Source organism: Paraburkholderia sp. J63 (assembly GCF_905220245.1).
In the GTDB taxonomy this organism is placed as follows: domain Bacteria; phylum Pseudomonadota; class Gammaproteobacteria; order Burkholderiales; family Burkholderiaceae; genus Paraburkholderia.
Genome location: NZ_CAJMZF010000012.1, coordinates 104,741 through 128,733 on the forward strand (window position 1 = coordinate 104,741; position 23,993 = coordinate 128,733).

Genomic DNA, 23,993 nt, shown 5'->3' on the forward strand with positions numbered 1-23,993 from the left:
AGCGGGAGGCGGCCCGCGCCGCCCCCGCTGCCCCGGATCCCCGCCCCCGCCGCACGAACTCAGACGCCCGCGCCTTCCTTCACTTCCTCGGCCTGTCCCGAAAGCGCGGCGCGCAGCTTGTTGCGGTCGAGCTCCTTCTCCCACGCCGAAACCACGACCGTCGCCACGCCGTTGCCGACGATATTGGTGAGCGCACGGCACTCGCTCATGAAGCGGTCGATGCCGAGGATCAGCACCATGCCCGACAGCGGAATCGTGGGCACCACGGCGAGCGTCGCCGCGAGCGTGATGAAGCCCGCGCCGGTCACGCCGCTCGCGCCCTTCGAGGTCAGCATGGTCACCGCGAGCAGCGTGAGCTGCTGGGTCCAGGTGAGGTCGGTGTTGGTTGCCTGGGCGATGAAGAGCACCGCCATCGTCATGTAGATGTTGGTGCCGTCGAGGTTGAACGAATAGCCGGTCGGCACCACGAGGCCCACCACCGAACGCGAGCAGCCAAGGCGCTCGAGCTTCTGCATGAGCTGCGGCAGCGCCGACTCCGACGAGCTCGTGCCCAGCACGATCAGCAGCTCCTCCTTGATGTAGGAAACGAAGCGGATGATCGAGAAGCCCGTGAAGCGCGCAATCGCGCCCAGCACCACCAGCACGAACACGATCGAGGTCAGATAGAACGTGCCGATCAGCTTGAGCATCGGCACGAGCGAACCCACGCCGTATTTGCCGATGGTGAACGCCATCGCGCCGAACGCGCCGATCGGTGCCAGCTTCGTGACGATCTTGACGACGCCGAACAGCACGCCCGAGACGCTGTCGATGAACTCGGTCACCACGCGGCCGCGCTCGCCCAGTTGCGCGAGCACTGCGCCGAACAGCAGTGCGATGAGCAGGATCTGGAGAATCTCGCCTTGCGCGAACGCCGAGAACATCGTGTCCGGAATGATGTGCATCAGGAAATCGACCGTGCTCTGGCCGTGCGCCTTCTCCGCGTAGCTCGCCACGGCCTTGGCGTCGAGCGTGTGGACGTCGACGTTGAAGCCCGCGCCTGGCTTGAGCACGTGCGTGGCAATCAGGCCGAGCAGCAGCGCGAAGGTCGAGACGATCTCGAAGTAGAGCAGCGCCTTGCCGCCCACGCGGCCCACCTTCTTCATGTCCTCCATGCCGGCGATGCCGGTCACGACGGTACAGAAGATGATCGGCCCGATCACCATCTTGATGAGCTTGATGAAGGCGTCTCCAAGCGGCTTCATGTCGATGCCGATGGCCGGCCAGTAGTGGCCGAGAATCACGCCGATGACGATCGCCACGATCACCTGGACGTAAAGGACTTTGTGCAGAGGTTTCTTCACGATTGAATCCCACAAATAGGTTAAGCCGATGGCCGGACAAAGCTGTATCGGGCCGCGACGGGTCGAAATGGGGGGATCAGCGAAACCGGAAATAGGGATCGGACATCGGCTGTCTCCTTGATGTTTTTGTCGCGGCTGGGGTCGCCGCGCGGTCTAATTTGCAAGGTTGATGCCAGCGGCGCGGAGCGCCATCAGCCTTGATTTACAAGGCTTTTTTGTCCCGAAAACGTACTGGGAATCTGGATTTCCAGAAATGCGTCCGGGTGCTGTCCGGGTTTCTGGAATGGGGAAGATGGGCAATAGCGCAGAAAAGGCGGAGGAACAACAAGGCGGCGCACCCTCGGACCGAGGGCGCGCAAGGCCGTCGGCCTCAGCCGCGCCCCTTCCAGGGCACGAGGCGCCGCTCGAGCGCGCGCATGCCGAGATCGAAGCCCCAGGCGATCAGGCCGATCAGCACGATGCCCATCACCACGACGTCGGTGCGCAGGAAGCTCGACGCGTTGAGCACCATCTGGCCGAGGCCCGCCGTGGCGGCCACCATCTCCGCGGCGACGAGCGTGGTCCAGCCAAAGCCGATGGCGATGCGCAGGCCCGTGAGGATCTCGGGCAGCGCGGCGGGCAGCACGACAAAGCGCACGATCTGCGCGAAGCTGCCGCCGAGCGAGGCCGCCGCGCGCAACTGCTCGACGCTGGCGCTCTTCGCGCCGGCGCGCGCGGCCATGGCGATGGGCGCGAAGCACGCGAGCCAGATCACGATGATCTTGGCCGTCTCGTCGATGCCGAACCAGATCACCACGAGCGGCAGATAGGCGAGCGGCGGCAGCGGCCGGTAGAACTCCAGCGGCGGATCGAGCAAACCGCGCGCGACGCGCGAGACGCCCATCAGGATGCCGACGGGGATCGCCGTCACCGCCGCGAGCGCGAACGCGCCGAATACACGCAGGGTGCTCCAGAACAGGTGCTCGGAGAGCGGCAGGCCGCCCTGGATGCGGCCGTGCCACGCATCGACGAAAGCCTGCCAGACCGCCTCGGGCGTGGGCAGAAAAAGCGGCGGGAGCCAGTGCAGATGCGTGGCCAGCCACCATAGCAGCGCGAGCGCGGCGACCGAGGCGGCGCTTAAGCCCGCGGTCGGCCCTTCGCCGGGCATGCGGCGGATGCTCGCGCGCCGGGCCGGCGGGGCGGGCCGCGCACGATCCGAAGCGCCGGGGCCGCCCCCAACCCCGGCCCCGGTCTGAACGACGGCCACGCCGGCATCGAACGCCGCCACTCCGCGCGCCGACAACGCGACGTCCCCCAGCGACTCCTGCGGCACGCTCATGATTTTCCCCTTCTGTTCGATCAATTCGGCAAGTTCGTTGCACGCGCACACATGGCGCATGACGCGAGGCTCACCGCAACGCCGACTCGCCCGCATCGGCATGCAGCAGCCGCACGAGCCGCTCGCGCCATTCGATGAAATCGGCCGACGACTTCACCGCGCGCGCATCGCGCGTACGCAGATAGCGCCGCGCGAACGGCACCTCGTACTCGTGCTCGATGCGGCCCGGCCCCGGCGTCATCACCACTACGCGCGTCGCGAGAAAGAGCGCCTCCTCGACGCTATGCGTGATGAAAAACACCGTCTTCTGCGTGCGCGCCCAGACGTCGAGCACGAGCGTCTGCACCGACTCGCGCGTCATGGCGTCGAGCGCGCCCATCGGTTCGTCCATCAGGAGTACCTGGGGATCGCTCGCGAGCGCGCGCGCAATCCCCACGCGCTGCTGCATGCCGCCCGAGAGCGCATAGACGCGCGAGCGCGCATGGTCCTCGAGCCCGACGAGCGCGAGCTGCTCGCGCGCGATGCGCTCGCGTTCGGCCTTCGGCACGCGCCGAAACCGCAGACCGAGCGCGACGTTCTCGAGCACGTCGAGCCACGGCAGCAGCGCATGCTTCTGGAACACGACGCCGCGCTCCGCACCCGGCCCGGCGACCGGCACGCCGTTCACGCGCACCTCACCCTGCGCGGGCTCGACGAAGCCCGCGATGCAGTTCAACAGCGTGGTCTTGCCGCAGCCCGAGGCGCCGAGTGCGACCACGAACTCGCCGCTCGCCACGTCGAGATTGACGTCGGCGAGCGCCACGTTCGGCGCATCGCCGCGGCGCGCGCCCTCGTAGACGACGCTCAGATCGCGGATTTCCAGCGTGCTCATCGGTGCCCTCCTTCGCGTGGCCGATCGACGTGTCAGTGCGCGGCGGCGCGCTGGACGAACTGCGGATCGACGCCGACCGAGTAATCGGGCAGCACGGTCTGGATCGTGCCCTGCGTCTTGAGGAAGGCCGCGGTCGCGAGCAGCGATTGCGCCGCGCCCGATTGCGCGCCGCCGCCGAGCCACGTCTTCGAAGCCTGCTCGGCCGGTGTCGGGAACGCATAGAGCGCGAGGCTCGCCGGCACGTCCTGCGGGTTCGCGCCCGACTCCTTCGCCACCGCCTGCACCTGCGGCGACGCCGCGTTCCAGGCGGCCCGGTGCGCGCTGTAGTCGGCATCGGCGGCGGCCAGCACCTGCACGAACTTCGCGAGGAATGCTTCGTTATCTTTCGCAAAGCGCCGGTCGGCCACGAAGCCGTCGAAGGTCGCCTTGCCCGTGGCTCTCGCCACCTGGCCCGACGTGATCAGCACCTTGCCGTTCTTCTTCACCTGCGCGAGCACGGGGTCCCAGATATAAGTCGCGTCGATGTCGCCGCGCTGCCACGCCGCCGCCACTTCGGGCGGACGCAGATTGACGATCTTCACCGAGGCGGGGTCCACGCCCGCGTTCTGCAACGCGACGAGCGTGTGGAAATGCGACGTCGACACATACGGCACGCCGATGGTCTTGCCCTTGAGGCCCGCGACGCTCGTCACGCCCGAGCCGTCGCGCGCGACGAGCGCTTCGGCGTCGTTGATGTTGTCGAGGATCCAGAACAGCGAGAGGTTCACGCCCTGCGAGAGGCCCGCCGCGATGGGGCTCGAGCCCGCTTCGCCGAGCTGCACGGAGCCCGAGGCGAGCGCGCGGATCACGTCGGCGCCGCTCGCGAGCTTGCGATAGGTGACCTTGTAGCCCGTCGCCTGCTCGATCGCCCCGGTGGCCTGCGCGTAGCGCCAGGGCACCACCATGTCCTGATACGCGATCACGACCTCGTGCGTTTCGGCATGCGCGCGCGGCGCGGCAAACGCGGCGGCCAGCATGGCCGAAGCCGCGGCCAGCGAAACGGCAAGCGCGCGGGAACGGCGCGCGGCGCTCACGCGCTCTAGAGCATGCAGGCGTGCAAGACGCGGCGAGGAATGGACGCGATGGCTCATCGGGAGACTCCGGCGGAACGACGTTCGAGTGAAAGAAGGTTCCGACTATAGGGAGTCTGGCCGTAAGTGGTTCTAATTTATCCGCGATAGCTAATGACGTTGCTGGGGCATTGCTTTTCGTGTGGGAGTGGATGCGGCGGGCGAAAAAAAGCCCGCTTTTCAGCGGGCTCCTTTACTGCGCGACACAGCGGCGGCTATCAGACCACCCCTGCCCCATGCGCCTGCACATCGGCGTGATAGCTCGAACGCACCATCGCGCCAACGGCCGCATGCGTGAAGCCCATCTTGTACGCCTCTTCCTCGTACATCTTGAACGTGTCGGGATGCACGTACTCGCGCACCGGCAGGTGATGTTCGGAAGGCTGGAGGTACTGGCCGATCGTGAGCATGTCGACGTCATGCTCGCGCAGGTCGCGCATGACCTGAAGAATCTCTTCAGGCGTTTCGCCAAGGCCGACCATCAGGCCCGACTTGGTCGCGACATCGGGATGCAGCGCCTTGAAGTCCTTCAGGAGCTTGAGCGAGTGCGCGTAATCGGAACCGGGGCGCGCTTCCTTGTAGAGGCGCGGCACCGTTTCGAGGTTGTGGTTCATCACGTCGGGCGGCGCGGCGTTGAGAATCGAGATCGCGCGATCGAGACGGCCACGGAAGTCGGGCGTGAGGATCTCGATGCGCGTTTGCGGCGACTGCTCGCGCACCTGGCGGATACATTCGACGAAATGGCCGGCGCCGCCGTCACGCAGGTCGTCGCGGTCCACGCTCGTGATCACGACGTACTTGAGCTTGAGCGCGCCGATCGTGCGCGCGAGGTTCGCGGGCTCGTTCGGGTCGAGCGGATCGGGACGGCCGTGGCCGACGTCGCAAAACGGGCAACGGCGCGTGCACTTGTCGCCCATGATCATGAAGGTCGCGGTGCCCTTGCCGAAGCATTCGCCGATGTTCGGGCAGCTCGCTTCCTCGCACACCGTGTGCAGGTTGTGCTCGCGCAGAATGTTCTTGATCTCGTAGAAGCGCGAGTTGCCGGTGGCCGCCTTTACGCGGATCCACTCGGGCTTCTTGAGCTTCTCGATGGGGATGACCTTGATCGGAATGCGCGAGGTCTTGGCCTGCGCCTTCTGTTTCGCGGTGGCATCGTAGGGAACGGCGTCGGCGGGAGTGCCTGCAGCGCTTGTGCCAGGAATAGCAGCGGGGTTCGCGGTTACGTCAGTCATTCGTTTCGATCCAGTCAGGCCGCCGGTGTAACGCCGGCCTGCGGTTGATGCGGTTGCCCGCTTGCTGCCGCCGATGCGGCTGTTTCCTTTTCAGCCGCTTCGGCTGAAGGGTCTGTGGCAGCCGCTTCGGCCACCGAAAGCGTTGCTGCAAGGGTCGAATCCCGGTGCGCGGCGAGATTCGCATCGAGCCGTGCCGCCAGCGTGGCGGCCACGTCGTGCCAGGACGCTGCTGCGCCCAGCGTGGCCATATCGACGGTTTCGAGGCCGGCGTAGCCGCACGGATTGATCGCGAGGAACGGGCTCAGGTCCATCGACACGTTCAGGCTCACGCCGTGATAGCTGCAGCCGTGGCTGATCTTCAGGCCGAGCGCCGCGACCTTGGCGCCCACGTGGGCCGCGCTGGGTCCCGATGCGCCTTCTGGCACGTAAATTCCCGGCGCGCCGGCCTTGCGCTCGCCCGCGAGATTATACGCCGCCAGCGTTTCGATCACGGCCTGCTCGATGAGCGTGACGAGCTCGCGCACCATCAGCTTGCGGCGCCGGAGGTCGAGCAGCAGATACGCCACGACCTGGCCCGGCCCGTGATACGTGATCTGGCCGCCGCGGTCGATTTGCACGAGCGGAATGCCGCTGTTGGCAATGAGCAGGTGCTCGGGCTTGCCGGCCTGGCCGAGCGTGAAGACTGGAGGATGTTCGACGAGCCAGATTTCGTCAGGCGTCTGCTCGTCGCGCTGCGCGGTGAATTCGCGCATGGCGTCGAAGCTCGCCTCGTAGGCCTCGTTGCCGCGCCAGCGCAGGAGGGGCGGCGCGAAGCGCTCGCCCGGCGAAATGCGGTCAGAAGCGGGGTCAGAAGCGGGGTCGGGTGAAATCAAGGGGGATGAAACCGGGGTGGCGCACATGATCCCCGAAGTTTACCTAATTCAGGACAAGCGCGCCGGGCCCCCGCTGGGTCCGATCAAACTGTACGCCACCCGTCGCCCGCGTGGACGCCCCAGCGCGCCGCGAGGCGTGCGGCCCAGTCGATTACGCGCTCGCTCACGTGCGCGGGCGTCGCGAACTGCACCCACGCGGCGCCGCCCTGCTCCGCGCCGATCCACAGGCGCTCGCCGCGCCGCAGCCGCAGCGTGTGGCCCGGTTCGAGCCAGTAGTCGCCGATATCGTCGCTGCGCGTGACCCATACCGCGCCGCAGCGCACGGTCAGCCGCGTGCTGCGCGCCACCCGCACCGAAGCCACCTGGTCCGCCGCCACTTCAAACGTGATATCCGAAGAAATTTCTCTCATTTTCGCCTCCGAAGGTGCTGCATCCATGGCTACAATCGTAGGCGCAGCAAGGGATCGGGCAAAACGATCAATTTTCACGGCTATGTGAGAAAAATTACGATGGATCTGCGCCAGCTTCCGGCGCTCAACGCTCTCAAGGCGTTCGAGGCCGCCGCCCGCCACGAAAGCTTCTCGCGCGCCGCCGACGAGCTGTTCGTCACGCACGGCGCGGTCAGTCACCAGATTCGCGCGCTCGAAGGCGAGCTCGGCATCGCGCTGTTCGCCCGCGACGGCAAGCGCGTGCGCCTTACCGATACGGGCCGCCGCTACGCGTCCCAGGTGCGCGACGCTCTCGCGCAACTTGCGCTCGCGACCCAGGAAATCCGCGCGGGCGATCGCGACCGGCGCCTCGTGATCTCGATGCTCTCGTCGTTCGCGGCACGCTGGGTCACGCCGCGCATCGGCCGCTTCATCGAAGCCCATCCGCAATGGGACGTCGAGCTGCAGTCGACCAATTCGCTCGTCGACTTCGCGCGCGACGACGTCGACGTGGCCGTGCGCTTCGGCTATGGCCACTATCCGGGCCTGCACGCCGAGCTCCTGCTCGACGAGATCTTCTTTCCCGCCTGTTCGCCCGACTTCAACGGCGGCGCGCTGCCCGACGACCCGCAGGAGCTGACGAAGCTGCCGCTGCTGCGCTCCGACGACGAACTCTGGCGCCCGTGGTTCGACGCCGCCGGCATGCACGACGTGCCCGAACCGAAGCGCGGCGTGCTCTACCAGGATTCGTCGAATCTGCTGCAAGCCGCCATGGACGGCCAGGGCATCGCGCTCGTGCGGCGCTCGCTCGCCATGCACGAGATCACGCGCGGCAAGCTCGTGCGGCTCTTCAAGGACGTCGACGGACCGAGCCCGTGGCGCTACTACTTCATCTGCACGCCGCAGCGCATGGAGACCGAGCGCGTGCGGGCGTTCCGCGACTGGGTGTTCGACGAGGTCGCGCGCTTTCGCAAGCTCTATGAAGACGCCTGCGAGGCGGGCCCGCTCATGACGGCCGCCGCCGCGGCGCTGCGCGTGCGCGAAGACGACGCGCTTTGATGGCGCGCATCAAGGCGTAAACGCAACAAGGGCCGCCCGAAAGCAGCCCTTGCGACAACACCCGCCAGCGAGCGTTACAGCACGATCTTCACCATCGGATGCCCGGTGAGCGCACGATAGATATCGTCGAGATGCACCTGGCTCGTCGCGCGCACGGTCACCGTGAGGCCCGTGTAGTTGCCGCCGCTGGACGGACGCGATTCGATGGTCGCGACATCAAAGCCGCCGTCGAATTCGCGCAGCACCGCGACGATGGTGTCCTGAAACTCCGGATGCGTCTTGCCCATCACCTTGATGGGGAAATCGCAGGGGAATTCGATCAGGGATTCTTTTGCGCCCGGCTGAGCGCCGCCATTGAGTTCAGATGCAGTCATATTTCCACTTCCTGTAGCCGGGCCTTACTTGCAGGCCGCGACCTGATGATCGCGCGCCGCGAGCACCACGCGCGCCTCGCGCGCTTTCGCACGCTGATAAGCCTCGTAGAGCGCCACAAAGACCGGGCCCGGCTGGCCGCTGCCCACGCGCTGCCCGTCGAGCTCCACGACCGGCAGGATTTCCTTGGTCGCCGACGTCACAAGCAACTCGTCGGCGGCGCGCAATCCGGCTTCGTCGATCTCGCGCGCCTCGAAGCGAATCCCGCATTCCTGCGCCAGTTCCTCGAGCAGTCCGTAGCGGATGCCTTCCAGAATCTTGTTGCTGCGCGGCGGCGCATAGAGCGCGCCGTCCTTCACGATCCACACGTTCGACGACGATGCTTCGGTCACCCAACCATCGCGCAACTGGATGGTCTCGAACACGCCGTGCTCGGCCGCGTTCTGCGCCATCAGCACATTGCCGAGCAGCGAGGTCGACTTGATGTCGCAATGGAGCCAGCGGCGGTCTTCGGCCGTGACGCAGGCCACGCCGCTCGCACGCTGCGAAGCGCCGGGCAGCACGAGCGGATTGACCATCACGAGCACGGTGGGCGCCACGCCCGCCGGGAACGCGTGGCCGCGCTTCGCCACGCCGCGCGTCACCTGCACATAGACGTTCGCGTGCACATCGCGCGCGAGCGCGCCCGCCGCCTCGTTCGCCTCGATCACGCGCGCGATCAGCGCGCGCCAGCCGGCCTCGTCGAGCGGATTCGCAATGCCGACCTTCTCCAGCGAACGCGCGAGCCGCGCGAGATGCTGCGCGATGCGAAACGGCACGCGCAGCTTGCCGGCGCCCGGATCGGCGCCCTCGACTTCGAGCGCATAGGCCGGCACCACTTCGTAGATGCCGTCGCCGAAGATGAAGCCGCGGTCGAGCACCGGCACGCGCGCTTCGGAAAGCGGCGTGAGCTCGCCGTTGAGCCAGACGAGGGGTTCCGCGGCGTCCATCGATTGCGGATTCGAAGTCGGGGCGTGCATTTACTTCTTCTTGTTGAACATGAGCATGAGCGAATCCCACACGCGGCCCGCGATGCCGGCCTGCGGCACCGGTTCGAGCGCGACGAGCGGGAATTGCGCGAGCACCTTGCCGTCCGCGCCGACGAACTTCGCCGTGCCGACCTGCTGGCCGTCCGCGAGCGGCGCGATCAGCGGGCTGGTGAGCTCGATCTGCGGCTTGGCCTTGTCGGCGGCGCCCTTGGGCAGCGTGACGTACTGATCCTTCTTCACGCCCACCTTCACGGCGTCCAGCGCACCCTTGTAGACGCGCGGCGTGGCCACGGCCTGGTTGGCCGCGTAGATGCGCGTGGTGTCGTAGGCACTATAGCCGTAGCTCAGCAACTTCAGGCTGTCCTGGGTGCGATCGCGCTCTTTCTGCTCGCCCATCACCACCGAAACGAGACGGCGGTTGCCGCCGCCCGCGAGCGGACGCCTGGCCGAGGCGATCAGGCAGTAGCCGGCCGCCTGGGTGTGGCCGGTCTTCAGGCCGTCAACGGTCGGGTCGATCCACAGCAGGCGGTTGCGGTTCGGCTGCTTGATCTTGTTATACGTGAACTCCTTCTCCGAGAAGATGCTGTAGTACTCGGGATAGTCGCGGATCAGGTGCGTCGAGACCTTGGCGAGGTCGCCGGCCGTCGTGTAGTGATTCGGGTCGGGCATGCCGTTCACGTCGGCGAAATGCGTATGCGTCATGCCGAGCTTTTGCGCCTCGGCGTTCATCATGTTGACGAAGTTCGCCTCGCTGCCGCCCACGAGCTCCGCGAGCGCGATGGCCGCGTCGTTGCCCGACTGGATGATCATGCCGTAGACGAGATCGTGCACCGAGACAGGCTTGTTCGCCTCGATGAACATGCGCGACTCGTCGGTCTTCACGCGGCGCACGGCGTCGCTCGGCGTGACGATCTGGTCCATCGAGATCTTCTTCGACTGCAGCGCCTCGAACACGAGGTAGGCCGTCATCAGCTTGGTGAGCGAAGCGGGCTCGACGCGCTCGTCGGCGTTGCCCGAGGCGAGCACCTGGTTCGCCGTGGCGTCGACGAGCACCCACGAGCGCGCATTGACGACGGGCGGCGGCACCTGCGCGAACGCGCTCGCGCTTGCGAGCAGCGTGGCGGGAAGCAGAGCGCCGAGCGTGACGGTGCGGACGATGGAGGAAGAAACGAAGGAGGATTGCTGGCCGGAGGAGAGAAAACGCATAGGTTCAGGTCGAACGAATTGGGGTCGGGATGAACGTCGTGCGCCATGCGGCGCACGTGTCGCGGGCCGAAGTCGAGGCCGAAATCGGGGCCGAACTGCAGCGCCTCGCTCACACGCCAGAACACACAGCGGGCGCGGCGGTGCGCAAAAAAAGATCGCCCATTATACGCGCCACGTGATGGCGTTTTTCGAACTGGTCACACGTTTGCGCGGACCTGTCGCGCATTTTTCACGTATGCCGTCCGAATGAGGCGTGTTTTTGGCTAGTTTTCGTCTTGCGGCTGCATTGCGATTGCATCTTCCTTCCGGCCAACCCGCGATCGTCCGACGCACGGCTTACAACGCGCAACGCGGACGGCGCTGATGCACGCGCGCGCCATCCGCGTGCATCGCTTAGCGCCAGGCGTCGACGATGATGCGCTTGAGGATATGCAGCTTGCGATGCAGGAAGTGTTCCGCCCCCGGAATCACGACGACGGGCAATTCCTGCGGCCGCGCCCATTCGTACACGGAGAGAATCGGCACGGTGTCGTCGAGCTCGCCGTGAATCACGAGCGTGTCTTCGCGCACCGGTGCGACTTCCCAGCGGCTGGCCGCGGTGCCGACGAACACCATGCGCTCGATCGCGCCACCGGCTTCCATGTAGCGCTTCGCGACATGCGAGAGCACGAAGGTGCCGAACGAGAAGCCCGCGAGCACGAGCGGCGTGTCGGCCTGGCCCGGCTGCGCGCGCATGTAGCGAATCAGTTCGAGCAGATCGTCCTGCTCGCCGATGCCGTTGTCGTGCGTGCCCGAGGTCGTGCCGACGCCGCGAAAGTTCGAACGGTAGGTCACGTAGCCGAGCTGCACGAGCGTGCGCGCGAGCGTCTGCGCGACCTTGTTGTCCATCGTGCCGCCAAACAGCGGATGCGGGTGCGCGACCAGCGCAATGCCGCGCACCGGCGTGTCAGCGTCGGGTCTGTCGAGTGCGCATTCGATCTGGCCGACGGGACCGTCGATGTGGAATTTCTCGGTTTGTGCGTTCATCGTGGCGGCTCTTGGGGTCGTTTCCTGTGGTCGTTTCTTGTGGTCGTTGCGTCGTCGTTGCGTGGCTTTTTTGGCGGTCGATTCAGCGGTCGATCTTCAGGCGCTCGACCACCTGGCCGTTCTGCAGATGCGAGACGACGATCTCCTCGATGTCGCTCTCGTCGACATAGGTGTACCAGGTGCCCTCGGGATACACGACGACGGTGGGCCCTTCCTCGCAGCGGTCGAGGCAGCCAGCCTTGTTGATGCGCACCTTGCCCGGGCCCGCGAGGCCCAGCTCCTTCACGCGCTTTTTCGCGTATTCCTGCATTGCCTGCGCGTTGCAGCTCGCGCAGCTCGGACGATCGGCGCCGGGGTCGCGCTGGTTCAGGCAGAAAAAGACGTGGTGTTGGTAGAACGAATCGGTCATGGCGGGGGTTACCGGTGAAGTGTCGGGCGCGGCGCGCAGCGCTAGATGGCGCCATATGGCGGCGTTTGCGCGGCGCGGTTGAGGCAATGCGGTCGATGCGTTGCGGTTGAGATGATGCGGCCTGTGCAATGCGGTCGATTATAGCGAGCAAGGCGTGAACGCTTCGCGCGTTACTGGCGTCCACCGCGCTCCAGCGCGAGCCTCACACCAACGCGCGCCGGGTCGTCCGCGAACTTGCCTCAGCGGGCCGATCGCATCCGGTTGCGCGCGCGTCGCGCAAGCCACGCGCGCTCGAGCGAGAACGCCGTCCAGCCGAGCGCGGCCCAAGGCCAGATCCACGCGAGCCAGCGCGCCAGCCCGTTGAAGTGCAGATAGCGGCCCTGCCGCCAGTCGGCGAGCAGGACATCGAAATAGGGGCTCACCGGCAGCACGTTCACGAGCACGAGCGAGACGGCCAGCGCGACCGTCGCGGCGGCCGCGCGCGCCGTGCGCGGCAGGCGCAGCGCGAGAAAGGCCGCGAGCGTCCCCCACGCGAGGCCCGCGAGCGCGCCGGGCGTCGCCCAGTCGAACAGGAGGCCGCTTTGCGATTGCAGGAAGGTCGCGCCGGCTTTCACGACGAGCGTCGTCACGATCAGCAGCACGATGAGCCGCGCACGCGGCGCGCGGGCGCGCATCGGCAGCGAGGCGAACGCCGCGGCCGCGAACAGGTTGAGCGTGGTAATGAGCGCCTCCCAGTCGGTCTCGGGCAGACGCCCCGCCAGTGCGCCGGACCACACGCTCAGGTGCCAGGCCGCGGGCGCCCAGGCGAGCACGGCGCCTTGCATCGACGCGTCGAAGCGCTCCCAGAGCGCGCGCGGCCAGTCGCCCATGCCGAACAGACGCGGCACGGGAAACATCGTCGCGAACGGCCAGAGCGCGGCGAGCACCATCAGCGCGCCGGCGTCGCGCTCGAACCAGCGAAAACGCAGCCGCCGCAGGAAGCCGCGCTCGAGCAGCGCGCCGGTGGCCGGCGCCGCGATCGCCGCGCCCAGCAGCGCGCCGAGCACGTTGGTGGCGAGATCGAGATTCGAGGCGACGCGCGTGGGCAGATACGTCTGCACCGCCTCCATCACGCCCGAAAGCAGCGTGCCGCCCAGCGTCGCGAGCGCGATCGCCAGCCAGCCGCGGCAGCGCGGCCACGCCGCGAGCACGGCAAGCGCGCCGAACGGCATATAGCCGAGCACGTTGGTGACGACGTCGAAGACGGTCCAGTATTTCGGGAAGGGATCGCCGAGATAGTCGAAGGGGCCGAGCCCGAGCGAGCGCCATCCCGAAAACGGATACCAGGAGGCGTAGACGATCAGCGCGGTGTAGAGCGCAAACGCCTGGCGCGAGAGCGTGGAGGCCTGGCGCGGCAGCGTTTCGGTTGCGGGGGGCGTGAGGGGCGCGGCGCCGCCCGCCGGATCGCGAGGCGCCTGCGGGCCCGGCGCGCGGGCGGCGCTGCTCTCGCCGCTGCGCTGCGTGTCGCCCGAATCGCCCGAATCGCCCGAATCGCCGGTATCACCCGTACGGTCCGAATCTCCTGCACCTGTACCGCTCATACCGCCAATCCCACCTCTGATGCACCCGGCGGGCCGGATGCCGCGTTTCTCAAGGCGTGCCGGCGAACGCCTGCGCGCCCACCCACGCGCCAATCTGGCCTGCGAAGTCGTCGCTCGCCGCGCGCAGCGCCGCTACGCCGCCCGCGGCGTCAGGCGTGCTCGCGGGCGCGCGCGCCACGAAGGCGCGCTGCGCGATCACCTTGCCGCCCTGCATCAGGGTCGCGCGCGCGGCGACCACGCCGGTGCTTTGCGTCGACGTGTCGAAGACCTGCTCGAACTCGGTGAGCTCGACCTTCAGCATGGGCGCCCGCACGGCGTCGGCGCCCGAGAGCACGGTGGCGCGCGAGGCGAGCGCGGTGCGCAGGCGCTGCGTGAGCAGGCGCGCGGGCGACATCGTCCAGCGGCTGTCCGCGTAGCGCCCCGAGCGCTGCGAGTCGCCGTTGAGGCGATAAAGGATGCCGTCGTTATCGAGCGTCACGGGCGCGCTCACTTCGAGCACCTTGAGCGGCGGCAGCAACGCCGATGCGGGGGCCGCCTCCTGCTGCGGCCCGAGGTCGTAGCGGATATCGGAGAGCGCGGCGGAGCGGCCGGCGCACGCCGCCAGCGTGCCGATGGCGAGCGCCGCGAGCGCGGCGCAGCAGAGCCTCAGGAGCGAGCGTGACGAAGTGGCTTGGCGTGACATTACGGTTCCTTCCTGAGGTTGCTTCCGGTTGGTGCGGTTGATCCGGTTGGTGCCGCGGGTGCGAGTTCTGCGACGCTCGATGCCCCAAGGCGCTCCAGGTCCGGCTACGTCGAACGTATTCCGACAGCGCCGCGGCGCTCCGGTTCGCGCCGCGCGTCCCCTATTTCCCGCCCCCGCCTGCGGGCCAGACAAAGCCCGGCTCGCCCGGCCCCGGCGCGGGCAGCGGCGCGCCGCCGAACAGCAGGCTGTTCGGACTCGTGGTGAAGGTGCCCGCCGCGCGGTCCACGGAGCGCATCGCCGAGCGCACGTCGTCGGTCAGCGAGTTCACGCGCGGCAGCGTGTCGTAGCCCACGCGCGCCGAGAGCTCCTGGATCGACGCATCGATCGAGCTCAGCGCCTCTCCCGCCTGGGCCGCGGCGGTGCCGGCCTTGTTCAGATTGACCTGGAACGGGCCGTCCGGGCGGTTCATGCTCGTGATCAGCCGATTGGTCGATTGCAGCGTCTTTCGCAGGTCGGCGACCGCGCCCGGCAGGCGCTGCGTGGTCGGCTGCAGTTGCACGGCGAGCGCGTTCACGCTGCTCGCGGCCTGCTGCAGGCTCGTGACGGTCGCCATGATCTGCTTGCGATTCTCTTCGCTCAGCAGCTGGTCGACGTCGCCGGCGATGTTGTCGAGCTTGCGCAGGAGCGCGTCGCCGCGCCGCTGGAGCTGGTCGAGCAGGCCCGGGCGCAGCGGGATCTCGGCCACGTGCTTCTCCGACGAAGGCAGCGGCGAAAGATCGAGCCCATTGTCGTCGAGCTGCACGAACGCAATGCCCGTCACGCCCTGGAGCGCGAGCGTGCCGAAGGTGGAGCGCGTCATCGGCGCCTTCTGGTCGACCAGCACGCGGATGCGGATCTGCCCCGGATGGCTCGGATCGAACTTGATGGACTGCACCTTGCCGACGTCGAGCCCGCGATAGCGCACGGCGGCGTCGGGATAGAGCCCCGTCACGTTGCTGCGCGAAATGAGGTCGTACGGCACGCGCACGGTGTGGTCGGCGCTGAAGAAGACGACCGCAAAGGCGATCACGGCCAGCAGACCGAGCGTAAAGGCGCCCGCCCAGAACGCATGCGGTTTGTTTTCCATCGTCAGATTCCCTCGTTGGCGATCACGAACGCGGCCAGATACTCGCTCAGGTGCGCGACCGGAAACGCAGTCAGAAGCGCGACTCGATGCGCGACTGGAAGCACACCCAGCAGCGCACCCCAAAGCGCACCGGCGCGCCGCTCACGCGCGCGATTGCAGCCTCGCGTGGCGCGCTTCAACACAGCTTCGCACCCACCGAAGCCGGCGCGAGCGCCGCCGGCGGCAGCTTCGCGCGCCGCTCGGGCGGCAGCGCCTGCAGCGCGCGCCGGCCGCGCATGCCAAGAAAATATTCGCGGATGAACGGATCGTCCACGCACGCGGCTTCCTCCACGGGAGCAGCCACCAGCACCTTGCGCTCGGCGAGCACGGCCACACGCGTGGAGAGCGCGACCATGGCGTCGAGGTCGTGCGTGATCAGCACGACGGTGAGGCCGAGCGCGCGGTGCAGCGTGCTGATGAGCTCCACCACTTCGTCCGACGAGCGCGGGTCGAGCCCGGCCGTCGGCTCGTCGAGAAACAGCAGCTCCGGCTCCAGCACGATCGCGCGCGCGAGGCCCACGCGCTTGACCATGCCGCCCGAGAGCGCGGCCGGCATCTTCGAAGCGTGCTTGCACGGCAGGCCGACCATTTCGAGCTTGAGCATCACGACGTCGCGCAGCAGGTCCGCCGGCACCTTGCCGAGCTCGCGCACCGGCTGCGCGATGTTGTCGAACACCGAGAGCGACGAGAACAGCGCGCCATGCTGGAACAGCATGCCCGTGCGCGTGCGCATGAGGCGCGCGCGCTCGGGATCGATCGTCGCGATGTCTTCGCCGAACAGCTTGATGGTGCCCGAAGTGGGCCGCTCGAGGCCCAGTATCTGGCGCACGAGCGTGGTCTTGCCCGCCCCCGAGCCGCCCACGATCGTGACGATCTCGCCGCGCCGGATGTCGAGGTTCAAATGCTGATGGACGATGTTGCGCCCATAGCGCTTGGTGAGATTGCGCACCTCGATGATGGGCTCGCCGATGGCGGGCAGCGGCAAGTCCTCGGCCACCTCCTTGAGCGGCGTGGTCAAGGTGCCGGTCGTGGTCATCGCGCCGGGCCGGGCCAGCGCGCCGGTCGTGCCCGTTGTGCCTGTCGTACCCATCGTACTCATGACAGCCCCACGTTCTGGAACAGGATGGCAAACACGGCGTCGGCCAGAATCACGATGGTGATGGAGGTCACGACCGAGGTGGTCGTGCCTTCGCCGAGGCTCTGCGAGTTCGCCTTGATGCGAAAGCCGAAATGGCAGCCGACGATCGCCACCAGCATGCCGAATGCCACGCCCTTGCCGAGCCCGATCCACAGGTTCGCGACCGGCACCACGCTCGGCAGCGAGCGGACGAAGTACGAGACGTCGATGCCGAGCACGGCCTTGGCCGCGAGCGCGCCGCCGAGCAGCGCGATGATGTCGGTCCACATCACGAGCAGCGGCATGGCGATTCCCAGCGCGATCACGCGCGGCAGGATCAGGCGCAAGCCGTGCGAGATGCCCATTACGCGCATGGCGTCGAGCTCCTCGGTCACGCGCATCACGCCGATCTGCGCGGTGATGGCCGAGCCCGAGCGCCCCGCGACCAGAATGGCCGAGAGCACCGGCCCGAGCTCGCGGATCACCGCGAGACCGAGAATGTTCACGATGAACTGGTTCGCGCCGAACAGCCGCAACTGCTGCGCCGACAAATACGAGAGCACGATGCCGATCAGAAACGCGACGAGCGCCGTGATCGGCAGCGCGCGCGTCCCGGCGTTATAGATGTTCGCGGAGATCTCGATCCAGGGCGTGACCTTCGGCTTGCGCAGGATGAGCAGCAGATCGAGCACCACGCGGCCGAGCATGGCAATCCCGCCGTACAGATGATCCCCGAACGAAAAAATCGCGAGGCCGAGCCGCGTGACAGGGCCGGTGCGCACCACGCGCTCGACCGGCTCGCGCGCCGAATCGAGCAGCGCGATGCGCTCGAAGATGTCGCGCTGCGTGTCGGAGAGCGCGACCAGATCGGCGGGCAGCTTGTGGCCCCAGACGCGCCAGAGCGCCTGGCCGCCCACGTGGTCCATGCGCTCGACGCGCGAGAGGTCCCACTGGCCGATGCGCTCGCCCACGAGCGCGCGCAGGCGCCGCGCCGCGCCGCCGTTGTCGCGGTCGCGCGCGAGCGCCAGCGCGGTCCATTGACCGGACAGGCGCACGATCTTTCCATGGGTGCCGGCCGCGATTTCGAGGCCGGGCGGCATCTCTTGACTCAAGGCGGGGCGCTCGGGCGGGACGAATGATCAATCATTGTAACGAACGCGCCCCGTTTCGGCGGTCCGGACGCGCACCGACTTCTTCGCCGAAGCCGCGCGCTTCGGCGCGCTGTGGACAATTCTGTGTATGACCTGTTGGCAGCCTGTGGGCGCGCTGTGGATTGCCCGGACTCTGGGGAGGGGTCGCCAAGGCGAAGCTGTGGATGATTCCGTGGATAAGCTGTGGGTCGCCTGTGGGTGGCCTGTGAATTGCCTAAATAATGGGCAAATTCCGGACGACTTTCGCACCGGCGCGGCTGCAGTGAGCGCGTCGAAAAAAGCAGGCATGGGCGTCCGTCGGTGCGGCTGGCGTCCACTACGGCAGCCACTACAATACGAGACATGAATACCCCTACCCCAGATACCCCAGGCGCCGACGACTGGCGCATCGACCGCGACCGCGCAGTCACGCTGTTCGGGCCGGCCGCGCACGACTGGCCGATCGAGATCGTCGAGGAAACCGGCTCGACCAACGCCGACTTGATGGCGCGCCTCAAGGCGCTGCCGCATCGCGCCGACGCCCTCGCGCGTCCGATCGTGCGCGTCGCTTATCTGCAGACGGCGGGCCGTGGCCGGCGCGGGCGTAGCTGGATCGCCCAGCCCGGCGACGCGCTGCTGTTCTCCCTCGCCTGCGTGCTGCCGCGTCCGCTCGAAGGACTCGGCGGCCTGAGCCTCGCGATCGGCTCGGCGCTCGTGGACGGCCTGCGCACCCTGCCCGTGGCCGCGCCCGGCCAGATCGCGCTCAAGTGGCCCAACGACATCCTGCTCGAAGGCGACAAGCTGGTGGGGATCCTCGTCGAGACAGCGTGGAGCACGCCGGACGCCTCGGCCGTGGTGATCGGCATCGGCACGAACGTGCGCCATCCCGAAGCGCTCACCGCGAAGGTCGCGGCGCTCAATGCCGACCCGGCGTCGCAGCAGGCCGCGCCCGTGCCTGGCGCCGCGCCCACCGCGCTCTCGCGCGTGTGGCCCGCCGCGAATCTCACCGACGTCCTCGCCGCCGAGCTCAACGCGCTCGAAAGCGCGCTGCAGCGCTTCGGCGCGGCGGGCTTTGCGCCGTTCCAGGCACGCTGGAACGCGTGCCACGCCTATGCGGGCCGCGAGGTCGCGCTGTACGAGCAAGGCGCCGAACTGTTGCGCGGCGTGGCCGTGGGCGTGGACGAGAGCGGCCAGTTGCTCGTCGATACCGCGCGCGGCCGCGAGGCCGTCACGACCGGCGATATCTCGCTGCGGCTCGCGGGCAACGGCGCATGAGCGGCACGAGCAGCGCGCAGCACGCTTGCCCGCCCCCGTTTCTGCTGATCGACGCCGGCAATAGCCGGATCAAGTGGGCGCTCGTGAGCGCGGACGGCGTGCGCCTGCATGGCGGCGCGTCGAGCCACGACGAAGCCCCGGGCAATGCGGCGCCAGGCGCCGCCGAGCGTGCCGGCGCGCCTGCTGTGCCCGCCGCGCGCGACTTCGCCGACTGGTCGGCGCTGCCCGTGCCCGGCAGCGCCTGGATCTCGAACGTCGCGGGCGCGGGCGTGGCGCAGCGCATCGACGCCGCGCTCGACGCCCACTGGCCGGGCCTCTCGCGCACGGTGATCCGCGCGATGCGCGAGCAATGCGGCGTGACGAACGGCTATACGACACCCGACGCGCTCGGCAGCGACCGCTGGGCCGGCATGATCGGCGCGCGCGCGGCGTTTCCCGACGAGCCGGTTCTCATCGCCACCTTCGGCACCGCGACGACGCTGGAGGCGCTGCGCGCCGATGGCACCTTCGTGGGCGGCCTGATCGCGCCGGGCTGGACGCTCATGATGCGCTCGCTCGGCGAGCACACGGCGCAGTTGCCGCTGCTCGACGCGCATAACGCGCGCGGCTTGATCGGCGCGGCGCAGGGCGCGCGGAACGCGGGGACGGGCGCGGGATCAATGGCGGGAATGGCTGGGGGAACGACAGCCGGAACAGCGGCGGGATCGGCTTCCGGATCGGCCGAGGCGCGGTCATCGGAATCAGGCCCGCTCTTTGCAACCGACACGAAGTGCTCGATCTCGGCGGGTTGCGCGCTCGCCCAGGCGGGGCTCATCGAGCGCGCGTGGGCCGATTTGCAAGACGCGTGGAAAATGCCGGTGCGGCTGGTGGTGAGCGGCGGCGCGGCCGCCGAAGTGACGGCGGCGCTGAAGGTGCCGCATACTCGCCACGATGCCCTGGTGCTCGCGGGCCTCGCGCTGATCGCGGCGCAATCCTGAGCGCGCGCGGGCGCGCGTGCGTTGCCGCCCGGTGCGGCGGCCATCTTCACGAACGATATCGACGGAGTCTTACACGATGCTGCGCTGGCTGATCGCCATCCTGATTCTCGCCAACCTGCTCGCCTTTGGGGCGATCCGCGGCCTGTTCGGCCCCGCGCCCCTCACGGGCACGGGCAGCCACAAGCAACTGAACCGGCAGATCCATCCCGAAGGACTGACGGTGCGGCCGATCAAGCCATCGGAATCCGTCGATGTGCCGGTCGTAGGCGGTCCGGTGGCCGATCCGGCCATTCAGGCATCGGCGCTTACGCAATGATTCCGGCAGTAACCCCGGCGCGGCGCGTGAGCAGACGATCGATCGCCGCGTACCTCGCCGGCAAGCGCGCTTACCCCTGCTGCGCGCGCACCTTCTGCAGCAGCTTCGTGGTCGAGCGGTCGTGCTCGAAGGCGATCGCGAGCGCGCGGCCGCCCCAGCTGCGCACGAGCGCCGACTCGGGCAGCGCATCCATGTCGTAGTCGCCGCCCTTCACGAGAATGTCGGGACGCACGGCCTCGATCAGCTCGATCGGCGTGCGCTCCTCGAAACGCACCACCCAGTCCACGCTCTCCAGCGCCGCCAGCAGCGCCATGCGATCGTTCTCGTTATTGATCGGACGATCGTCGCCCTTGCCGAGCATCTTCACCGAAGCGTCGCTGTTCACGCCGACGATCAGCGTCGCGCCCAGCGCCTTCGCATCGGCGAGATAGGTGACGTGGCCGCGATGCAGGATGTCGAAGACGCCGTTGGTGAACACCACCGGGCCGGTGAGCGAGGCGCGCCGTTGCGCGAGGGCTTCGCGGGTCGTGATCTTGCGTTCGAAGGAAGCGGGCATGGAATGGGGCTCGAATGGATCGCGGCTGACGGCGCCGGTTAAAGCGCGCCATCCCAAAGACGACGTCCGAAGAACGCCGCCCGGAGCGCCGCGCGATTGAAAACGAAACGGACCGGACCGCCGACGAAAAAACAGCCCGTCACGCGTGAGCGCTCCGGGCCGTCGGGTTCGCCGTACCGCGCCGCGACGGGCGCGCGATGAACGATATCCAGCGGGGGCAGGCTGTCAGGCCGGCTGCTGCGTACCCTGTTCGCGCTGCAGGCGCTGCACCACTTCCTTGCGGTAGCGGTTGAGCTCCTGCGCCGTGCTGAACGTGCGCTCGAACAGGATCGACAGGTTGTGCAGGATACGCTCGACCACCTTCTTTTCCCAGCCGTCGTCGAAGCGGATTTGCTCGTCAAGCCAGCGCTCGAGCCATTCCGGGTCGGGCAGGCGCGACTGCACGGTGTCGCGCGGGAACAACGCCTGGTTCACGTGCAGGTTGGTCGGGTGCAGCGGTTTTTCGGTGCGGCGCGCCGACGCCATCAGCACGCCGATCTTCGCGAACGCCGCGCGCGCGACGTCACCGCAATTGTTGAGCGCCTTCTTCATGTAGCGCAGATAGGCGCCGCCGTGGCGGGCCTCATCGCGCGAGATGGTTTCGTAGATCGCCTTGATGACGGGCTCCGTGTGCCATTCGGCCGCGCGGCGATACCAGTGGTTCAGGCGGATCTCGCCGCAGAAGTGCAGCATCAGCGTCTCGAGCGGCGGCGCCGGATCGAACGTGAAGCGCACGGCGTGCAGCTCTTCTTCGGTGGGCACGAGCTCGGGCTTGAAGCGGCGCAGGTACTCCATCAGCACGAGCGAGTGCTTCTGCTCCTCGAAGAACCACACGCTCATGAACGCGGAGAAGTCGCTGTCGTGGTGGTTGTCGCGCAGGAACATCTCCGTGGCCGGCAGCGCGGACCACTCGGTGATCGCGTTCATCTTGATGGTCGCGGCCTGCTCGTCGGTGAGGAGCGACGCGTCGAACTTGTCCCAGGGGATATCCTTTTCCATATCCCATCGGACCGATTCGAGCGATTTGTAAAGTTCCGGATAAAGCATCGTGTTCATAGTCCCGCCCCTGTTCTGCGCATGACGACTTGTATCTGCTGCCCGCGGCGCGCGTCGCTTTCACGTTTTTACGCGGCGCACAGGCGAAAACATTTAATTTTACGCGGTAACCGGCCGCCCGGACGCAATTACACCCCCGCTAAACAGATTACTTCCTGCCGAGCGGCAATCTGCAATGCCGTATTGGGGGGCGCCTGATGGATTCTGGGTGCTTACTGTGCCTTGAATCCGGCTGCCGGAAAATTCGCGGGATGCCCCGCGTCGTCTGACCGCCCCACCGCCCCGTTCACGCGAGGCGCGAAGGTCCCGAAGGCCCTTGCAGCGAGCAGCCGACAAACCGCTAACAATATGCCGACGATCGGCATATCGAGCTGCGACAGATTGTCGCATTTTCACCTCGCCTGCCACTCCGCCTCATTCAAACACTTGAAGCCGCCGCGCGACTGACAAAGATCAGAAAAACCTTACACGATGATAGCACGCCGATCTTTCAGTTCCGGCGCGCCTCGGGGTGCTCCTGCACCACGTCATCGGGCAAGTCCGACGGTTGTTTGAGCCATCTCAAAAGAATTTCGCGCTGGGCGAGCGTATCGCGGTAACCGAGCTCGATCAGCTCCTGGGTAAAAGCGCTCTCGAACAGCAGGTAGCTCGCAAACGCGGCGCCCGACGCGCGATTGCCGCCCACCGCGCCCAGCAGCGTGCGCACCGGGAGCGGCAACTCCCGCAGGTGGCGTGCCGCGATCAGCTCGATGCGCTCGCTCGGCCCGATCGCGAGCACGTCGATGTGACGCCAGCCGCTTTCCGGCTCGACCGTGTGCGGCAGGTGCAGCACCATGCGGTTCACGTGCTCGATGCGCTCGATGTCGGCGCCCAGCGCATCGAGAAACACGCTCGCGAGCACCTGCTGACCGATCTGCGCGAGCGTCGGATAGACGTCGATGTCGGGGCGCGCGGCCGGCACCTCGGGCGCGCTCGCACTGGCGCCGATCACGACGATGCGCTCCGCGCCGAAGTGGATGGCCGGCGAGAGCGGCGCAATCTGCCGGATCGAGCCGTCGCCGAAATATTCGTGATGACCGTCGAGCGCGAGACGCACGGCGGGAAACACATAGGGAATCGCCGCCGAAGCGAGCAGATGCGCGGGCGTGAGCTCGACCATGCGCGCCGTGCGCTGCGCGCGGCGCCACGCGCTGATCGGCTCGCTCGCCTGATAGAACGTGAGATGCCGCCCCGACGAATAGCTGAGCGCCGTCACCGCGAGCGCGTGCAGCAGGCGCTCGTCGAGCATCTGCTCGATGCGGTGGAAATTGAGCGTGCTGCCGAGAAAATGGGCCAGCGGCGCGTTGTCGAACAAGGTGCGCGGCGTGCGCCGCGCCGCGAGACCGAAGGTGGCCCAGCCGAACGCGAGCGCGGCGAGCCAGCGCGCGCCCGCCGCCGCGACGCCGGGCAAGTCGGTCCGATAGACCTGACCGGCGCTCAGGTTGGCCCAGATGTCGACGAGGCGCTGTGCGCCGTGCAGGAAGTGATCGGCATGACTGGCGATGGAGGTGGCGTTGATCGCGCCAGCCGAGGTGCCGCAGATCACCGTGAACGGCATCGCCCGCCGCGCCGGCTCGGCCTGCCCGGCGAGTTCCGCGAGCGCGCGCAGCGCGCCGGCCTGGTAGGCCGCGCGTGCGCCGCCACCCATCATCACGAGCGCGAGCCGCATGATGCCGACGCTCCCCGTTTGCTTCGTCCCGCGGGACGGATTGCCTCCGGCGGCCTGACTTCGACCGCCTTTGACAGCTCTTAGCCGCCTTTAACCGCTACTCGTTGCGCCGGGTAGCG

25 protein-coding genes are annotated in these 23,993 nt (G+C 67.7%); 5 read left to right on the forward strand and 20 right to left on the reverse strand.

Annotation, left to right across the window (positions count from 1 at the left end):
• Window positions 1-59: 59 nt before the first annotated feature.
• From U5775_RS15455 to U5775_RS15485, 7 genes are all read right to left on the reverse strand, one after another.
• Entirely contained in the window at window positions 60-1,346 is a 1,287-nt protein-coding gene (locus U5775_RS15455) for a dicarboxylate/amino acid:cation symporter (protein ID WP_322059077.1), read from the reverse strand.
• 367 nt (window positions 1,347-1,713) lie between these two features.
• Window positions 1,714-2,661: an ABC transporter permease subunit gene (locus tag U5775_RS15460; protein WP_415913582.1), complete on the reverse strand. Its 948-nt coding sequence runs from the start codon at window positions 2,659-2,661 to the stop codon at window positions 1,714-1,716.
• Between the two features lie 70 nt (window positions 2,662-2,731).
• On the reverse strand, window positions 2,732-3,532 hold the full coding sequence (locus U5775_RS15465) for an ABC transporter ATP-binding protein (protein WP_322058986.1): 801 nt from the start codon (window positions 3,530-3,532) through the stop codon (window positions 2,732-2,734).
• A 32-nt stretch (window positions 3,533-3,564) separates the two neighbouring features.
• A complete protein-coding gene (gene tauA, locus U5775_RS15470) occupies window positions 3,565-4,662 on the reverse strand; it encodes a taurine ABC transporter substrate-binding protein (RefSeq protein WP_415913583.1) in 1,098 nt (365 codons plus the stop codon).
• Window positions 4,663-4,859: 197 nt separating this feature from the next.
• Complete coding sequence (gene lipA, locus U5775_RS15475; protein ID WP_322058987.1) at window positions 4,860-5,873, reverse strand: lipoyl synthase; 1,014 nt, start codon at window positions 5,871-5,873, stop codon at window positions 4,860-4,862.
• Window positions 5,874-5,887: 14 nt separating this feature from the next.
• On the reverse strand, window positions 5,888-6,772 hold the full coding sequence (gene lipB, locus U5775_RS15480; protein ID WP_322058988.1) for a lipoyl(octanoyl) transferase LipB: 885 nt from the start codon (window positions 6,770-6,772) through the stop codon (window positions 5,888-5,890).
• A 56-nt stretch (window positions 6,773-6,828) separates the two neighbouring features.
• Entirely contained in the window at window positions 6,829-7,155 is a 327-nt protein-coding gene (locus U5775_RS15485) for a DUF2917 domain-containing protein (protein ID WP_322058989.1), read from the reverse strand.
• 99 nt (window positions 7,156-7,254) lie between these two features.
• Between U5775_RS15485 and U5775_RS15490 the strand changes: the two genes are divergently transcribed.
• Window positions 7,255-8,232 carry a transcriptional regulator GcvA gene (locus U5775_RS15490; RefSeq protein ID WP_322058990.1) on the forward strand — a complete coding sequence of 326 codons (978 nt, stop codon included), beginning with the start codon at window positions 7,255-7,257 and terminating at the stop codon, window positions 8,230-8,232.
• 74 nt (window positions 8,233-8,306) lie between these two features.
• Here the strand turns inward: U5775_RS15490 and U5775_RS15495 are convergent, their stop codons facing one another.
• Genes U5775_RS15495 through U5775_RS15505 form a run of 3 tightly spaced genes read right to left on the reverse strand, consistent with a single transcriptional unit; the run spans window position 8,307 to window position 10,838 of the window.
• Window positions 8,307-8,606 carry a DUF493 family protein gene (locus tag U5775_RS15495; RefSeq protein WP_322058991.1) on the reverse strand — a complete coding sequence of 100 codons (300 nt, stop codon included), beginning with the start codon at window positions 8,604-8,606 and terminating at the stop codon, window positions 8,307-8,309.
• 24 nt (window positions 8,607-8,630) lie between these two features.
• Window positions 8,631-9,623: a D-amino acid aminotransferase gene (locus tag U5775_RS15500; protein ID WP_322058992.1), complete on the reverse strand. Its 993-nt coding sequence runs from the start codon at window positions 9,621-9,623 to the stop codon at window positions 8,631-8,633.
• A complete protein-coding gene (locus tag U5775_RS15505) occupies window positions 9,624-10,838 on the reverse strand; it encodes a D-alanyl-D-alanine carboxypeptidase family protein (RefSeq protein WP_322058993.1) in 1,215 nt (404 codons plus the stop codon).
• Window positions 10,839-10,867: 29 nt separating this feature from the next.
• Between U5775_RS15505 and U5775_RS15510 the strand changes: the two genes are divergently transcribed.
• Window positions 10,868-11,017 carry a hypothetical protein gene (locus U5775_RS15510; RefSeq protein ID WP_322058994.1) on the forward strand — a complete coding sequence of 50 codons (150 nt, stop codon included), beginning with the start codon at window positions 10,868-10,870 and terminating at the stop codon, window positions 11,015-11,017.
• A gap of 214 nt (window positions 11,018-11,231) precedes the next feature.
• On the opposite strand, the gene U5775_RS15515 is transcribed toward U5775_RS15510, so the two are convergent.
• The 7 genes from U5775_RS15515 to U5775_RS15545 all read right to left on the reverse strand — a co-directional run bounded on the left by U5775_RS15515 (window position 11,232) and on the right by U5775_RS15545 (window position 17,917).
• Window positions 11,232-11,864 (reverse strand): alpha/beta hydrolase, encoded by a 633-nt coding sequence (locus U5775_RS15515; protein WP_322058995.1) that lies wholly within the window; start codon window positions 11,862-11,864, stop codon window positions 11,232-11,234.
• Window positions 11,865-11,946: 82 nt separating this feature from the next.
• Window positions 11,947-12,273 carry a (2Fe-2S) ferredoxin domain-containing protein gene (locus tag U5775_RS15520; RefSeq protein ID WP_322058996.1) on the reverse strand — a complete coding sequence of 109 codons (327 nt, stop codon included), beginning with the start codon at window positions 12,271-12,273 and terminating at the stop codon, window positions 11,947-11,949.
• A gap of 239 nt (window positions 12,274-12,512) precedes the next feature.
• Window positions 12,513-13,853: a VanZ family protein gene (locus tag U5775_RS15525; protein ID WP_322058997.1), complete on the reverse strand. Its 1,341-nt coding sequence runs from the start codon at window positions 13,851-13,853 to the stop codon at window positions 12,513-12,515.
• A gap of 49 nt (window positions 13,854-13,902) precedes the next feature.
• Window positions 13,903-14,535, reverse strand: coding sequence for an ABC-type transport auxiliary lipoprotein family protein (locus tag U5775_RS15530; protein WP_322058998.1), 633 nt, complete (start codon window positions 14,533-14,535; stop codon window positions 13,903-13,905).
• A 160-nt stretch (window positions 14,536-14,695) separates the two neighbouring features.
• Window positions 14,696-15,661: an MlaD family protein gene (locus U5775_RS15535; RefSeq protein ID WP_322058999.1), complete on the reverse strand. Its 966-nt coding sequence runs from the start codon at window positions 15,659-15,661 to the stop codon at window positions 14,696-14,698.
• A gap of 175 nt (window positions 15,662-15,836) precedes the next feature.
• Window positions 15,837-16,718, reverse strand: a complete 882-nt coding sequence (locus U5775_RS15540; protein ID WP_415913587.1) for an ABC transporter ATP-binding protein — start codon at window positions 16,716-16,718, stop codon at window positions 15,837-15,839.
• 77 nt (window positions 16,719-16,795) lie between these two features.
• Window positions 16,796-17,917 (reverse strand): MlaE family ABC transporter permease, encoded by a 1,122-nt coding sequence (locus U5775_RS15545; protein ID WP_415913588.1) that lies wholly within the window; start codon window positions 17,915-17,917, stop codon window positions 16,796-16,798.
• A gap of 393 nt (window positions 17,918-18,310) precedes the next feature.
• On the opposite strand from U5775_RS15545, the gene U5775_RS15550 reads away from it, so the two are divergent.
• The 3 genes from U5775_RS15550 to U5775_RS15560 all read left to right on the forward strand — a co-directional run bounded on the left by U5775_RS15550 (window position 18,311) and on the right by U5775_RS15560 (window position 20,515).
• Window positions 18,311-19,222 (forward strand): biotin--[acetyl-CoA-carboxylase] ligase, encoded by a 912-nt coding sequence (locus U5775_RS15550; RefSeq protein WP_322059001.1) that lies wholly within the window; start codon window positions 18,311-18,313, stop codon window positions 19,220-19,222.
• Window positions 19,219-20,199 (forward strand): type III pantothenate kinase, encoded by a 981-nt coding sequence (locus U5775_RS15555; protein ID WP_322059002.1) that lies wholly within the window; start codon window positions 19,219-19,221, stop codon window positions 20,197-20,199. The genes U5775_RS15550 and U5775_RS15555 overlap by 4 nt, the downstream gene beginning before the upstream one ends.
• Before the next feature lie 76 nt (window positions 20,200-20,275).
• The gene (locus tag U5775_RS15560) at window positions 20,276-20,515 is read left to right on the forward strand and encodes a hypothetical protein (protein ID WP_322059003.1); all 240 of its coding nucleotides are present in this window, start codon (window positions 20,276-20,278) and stop codon (window positions 20,513-20,515) included.
• Between the two features lie 70 nt (window positions 20,516-20,585).
• Here U5775_RS15560 and rfaE2 read toward each other — a convergent pair whose 3' ends face one another.
• The 3 genes from rfaE2 to U5775_RS15575 all read right to left on the reverse strand — a co-directional run bounded on the left by rfaE2 (window position 20,586) and on the right by U5775_RS15575 (window position 23,874).
• Window positions 20,586-21,071, reverse strand: a complete 486-nt coding sequence (rfaE2, locus tag U5775_RS15565) for a D-glycero-beta-D-manno-heptose 1-phosphate adenylyltransferase (protein ID WP_322059004.1) — start codon at window positions 21,069-21,071, stop codon at window positions 20,586-20,588.
• A 225-nt stretch (window positions 21,072-21,296) separates the two neighbouring features.
• A complete protein-coding gene (locus tag U5775_RS15570; RefSeq protein WP_322059081.1) occupies window positions 21,297-22,157 on the reverse strand; it encodes a ferritin-like domain-containing protein in 861 nt (286 codons plus the stop codon).
• A gap of 499 nt (window positions 22,158-22,656) precedes the next feature.
• On the reverse strand, window positions 22,657-23,874 hold the full coding sequence (locus U5775_RS15575) for a patatin-like phospholipase family protein (RefSeq protein ID WP_322059005.1): 1,218 nt from the start codon (window positions 23,872-23,874) through the stop codon (window positions 22,657-22,659).
• Window positions 23,875-23,993: the final 119 nt, after the last annotated feature.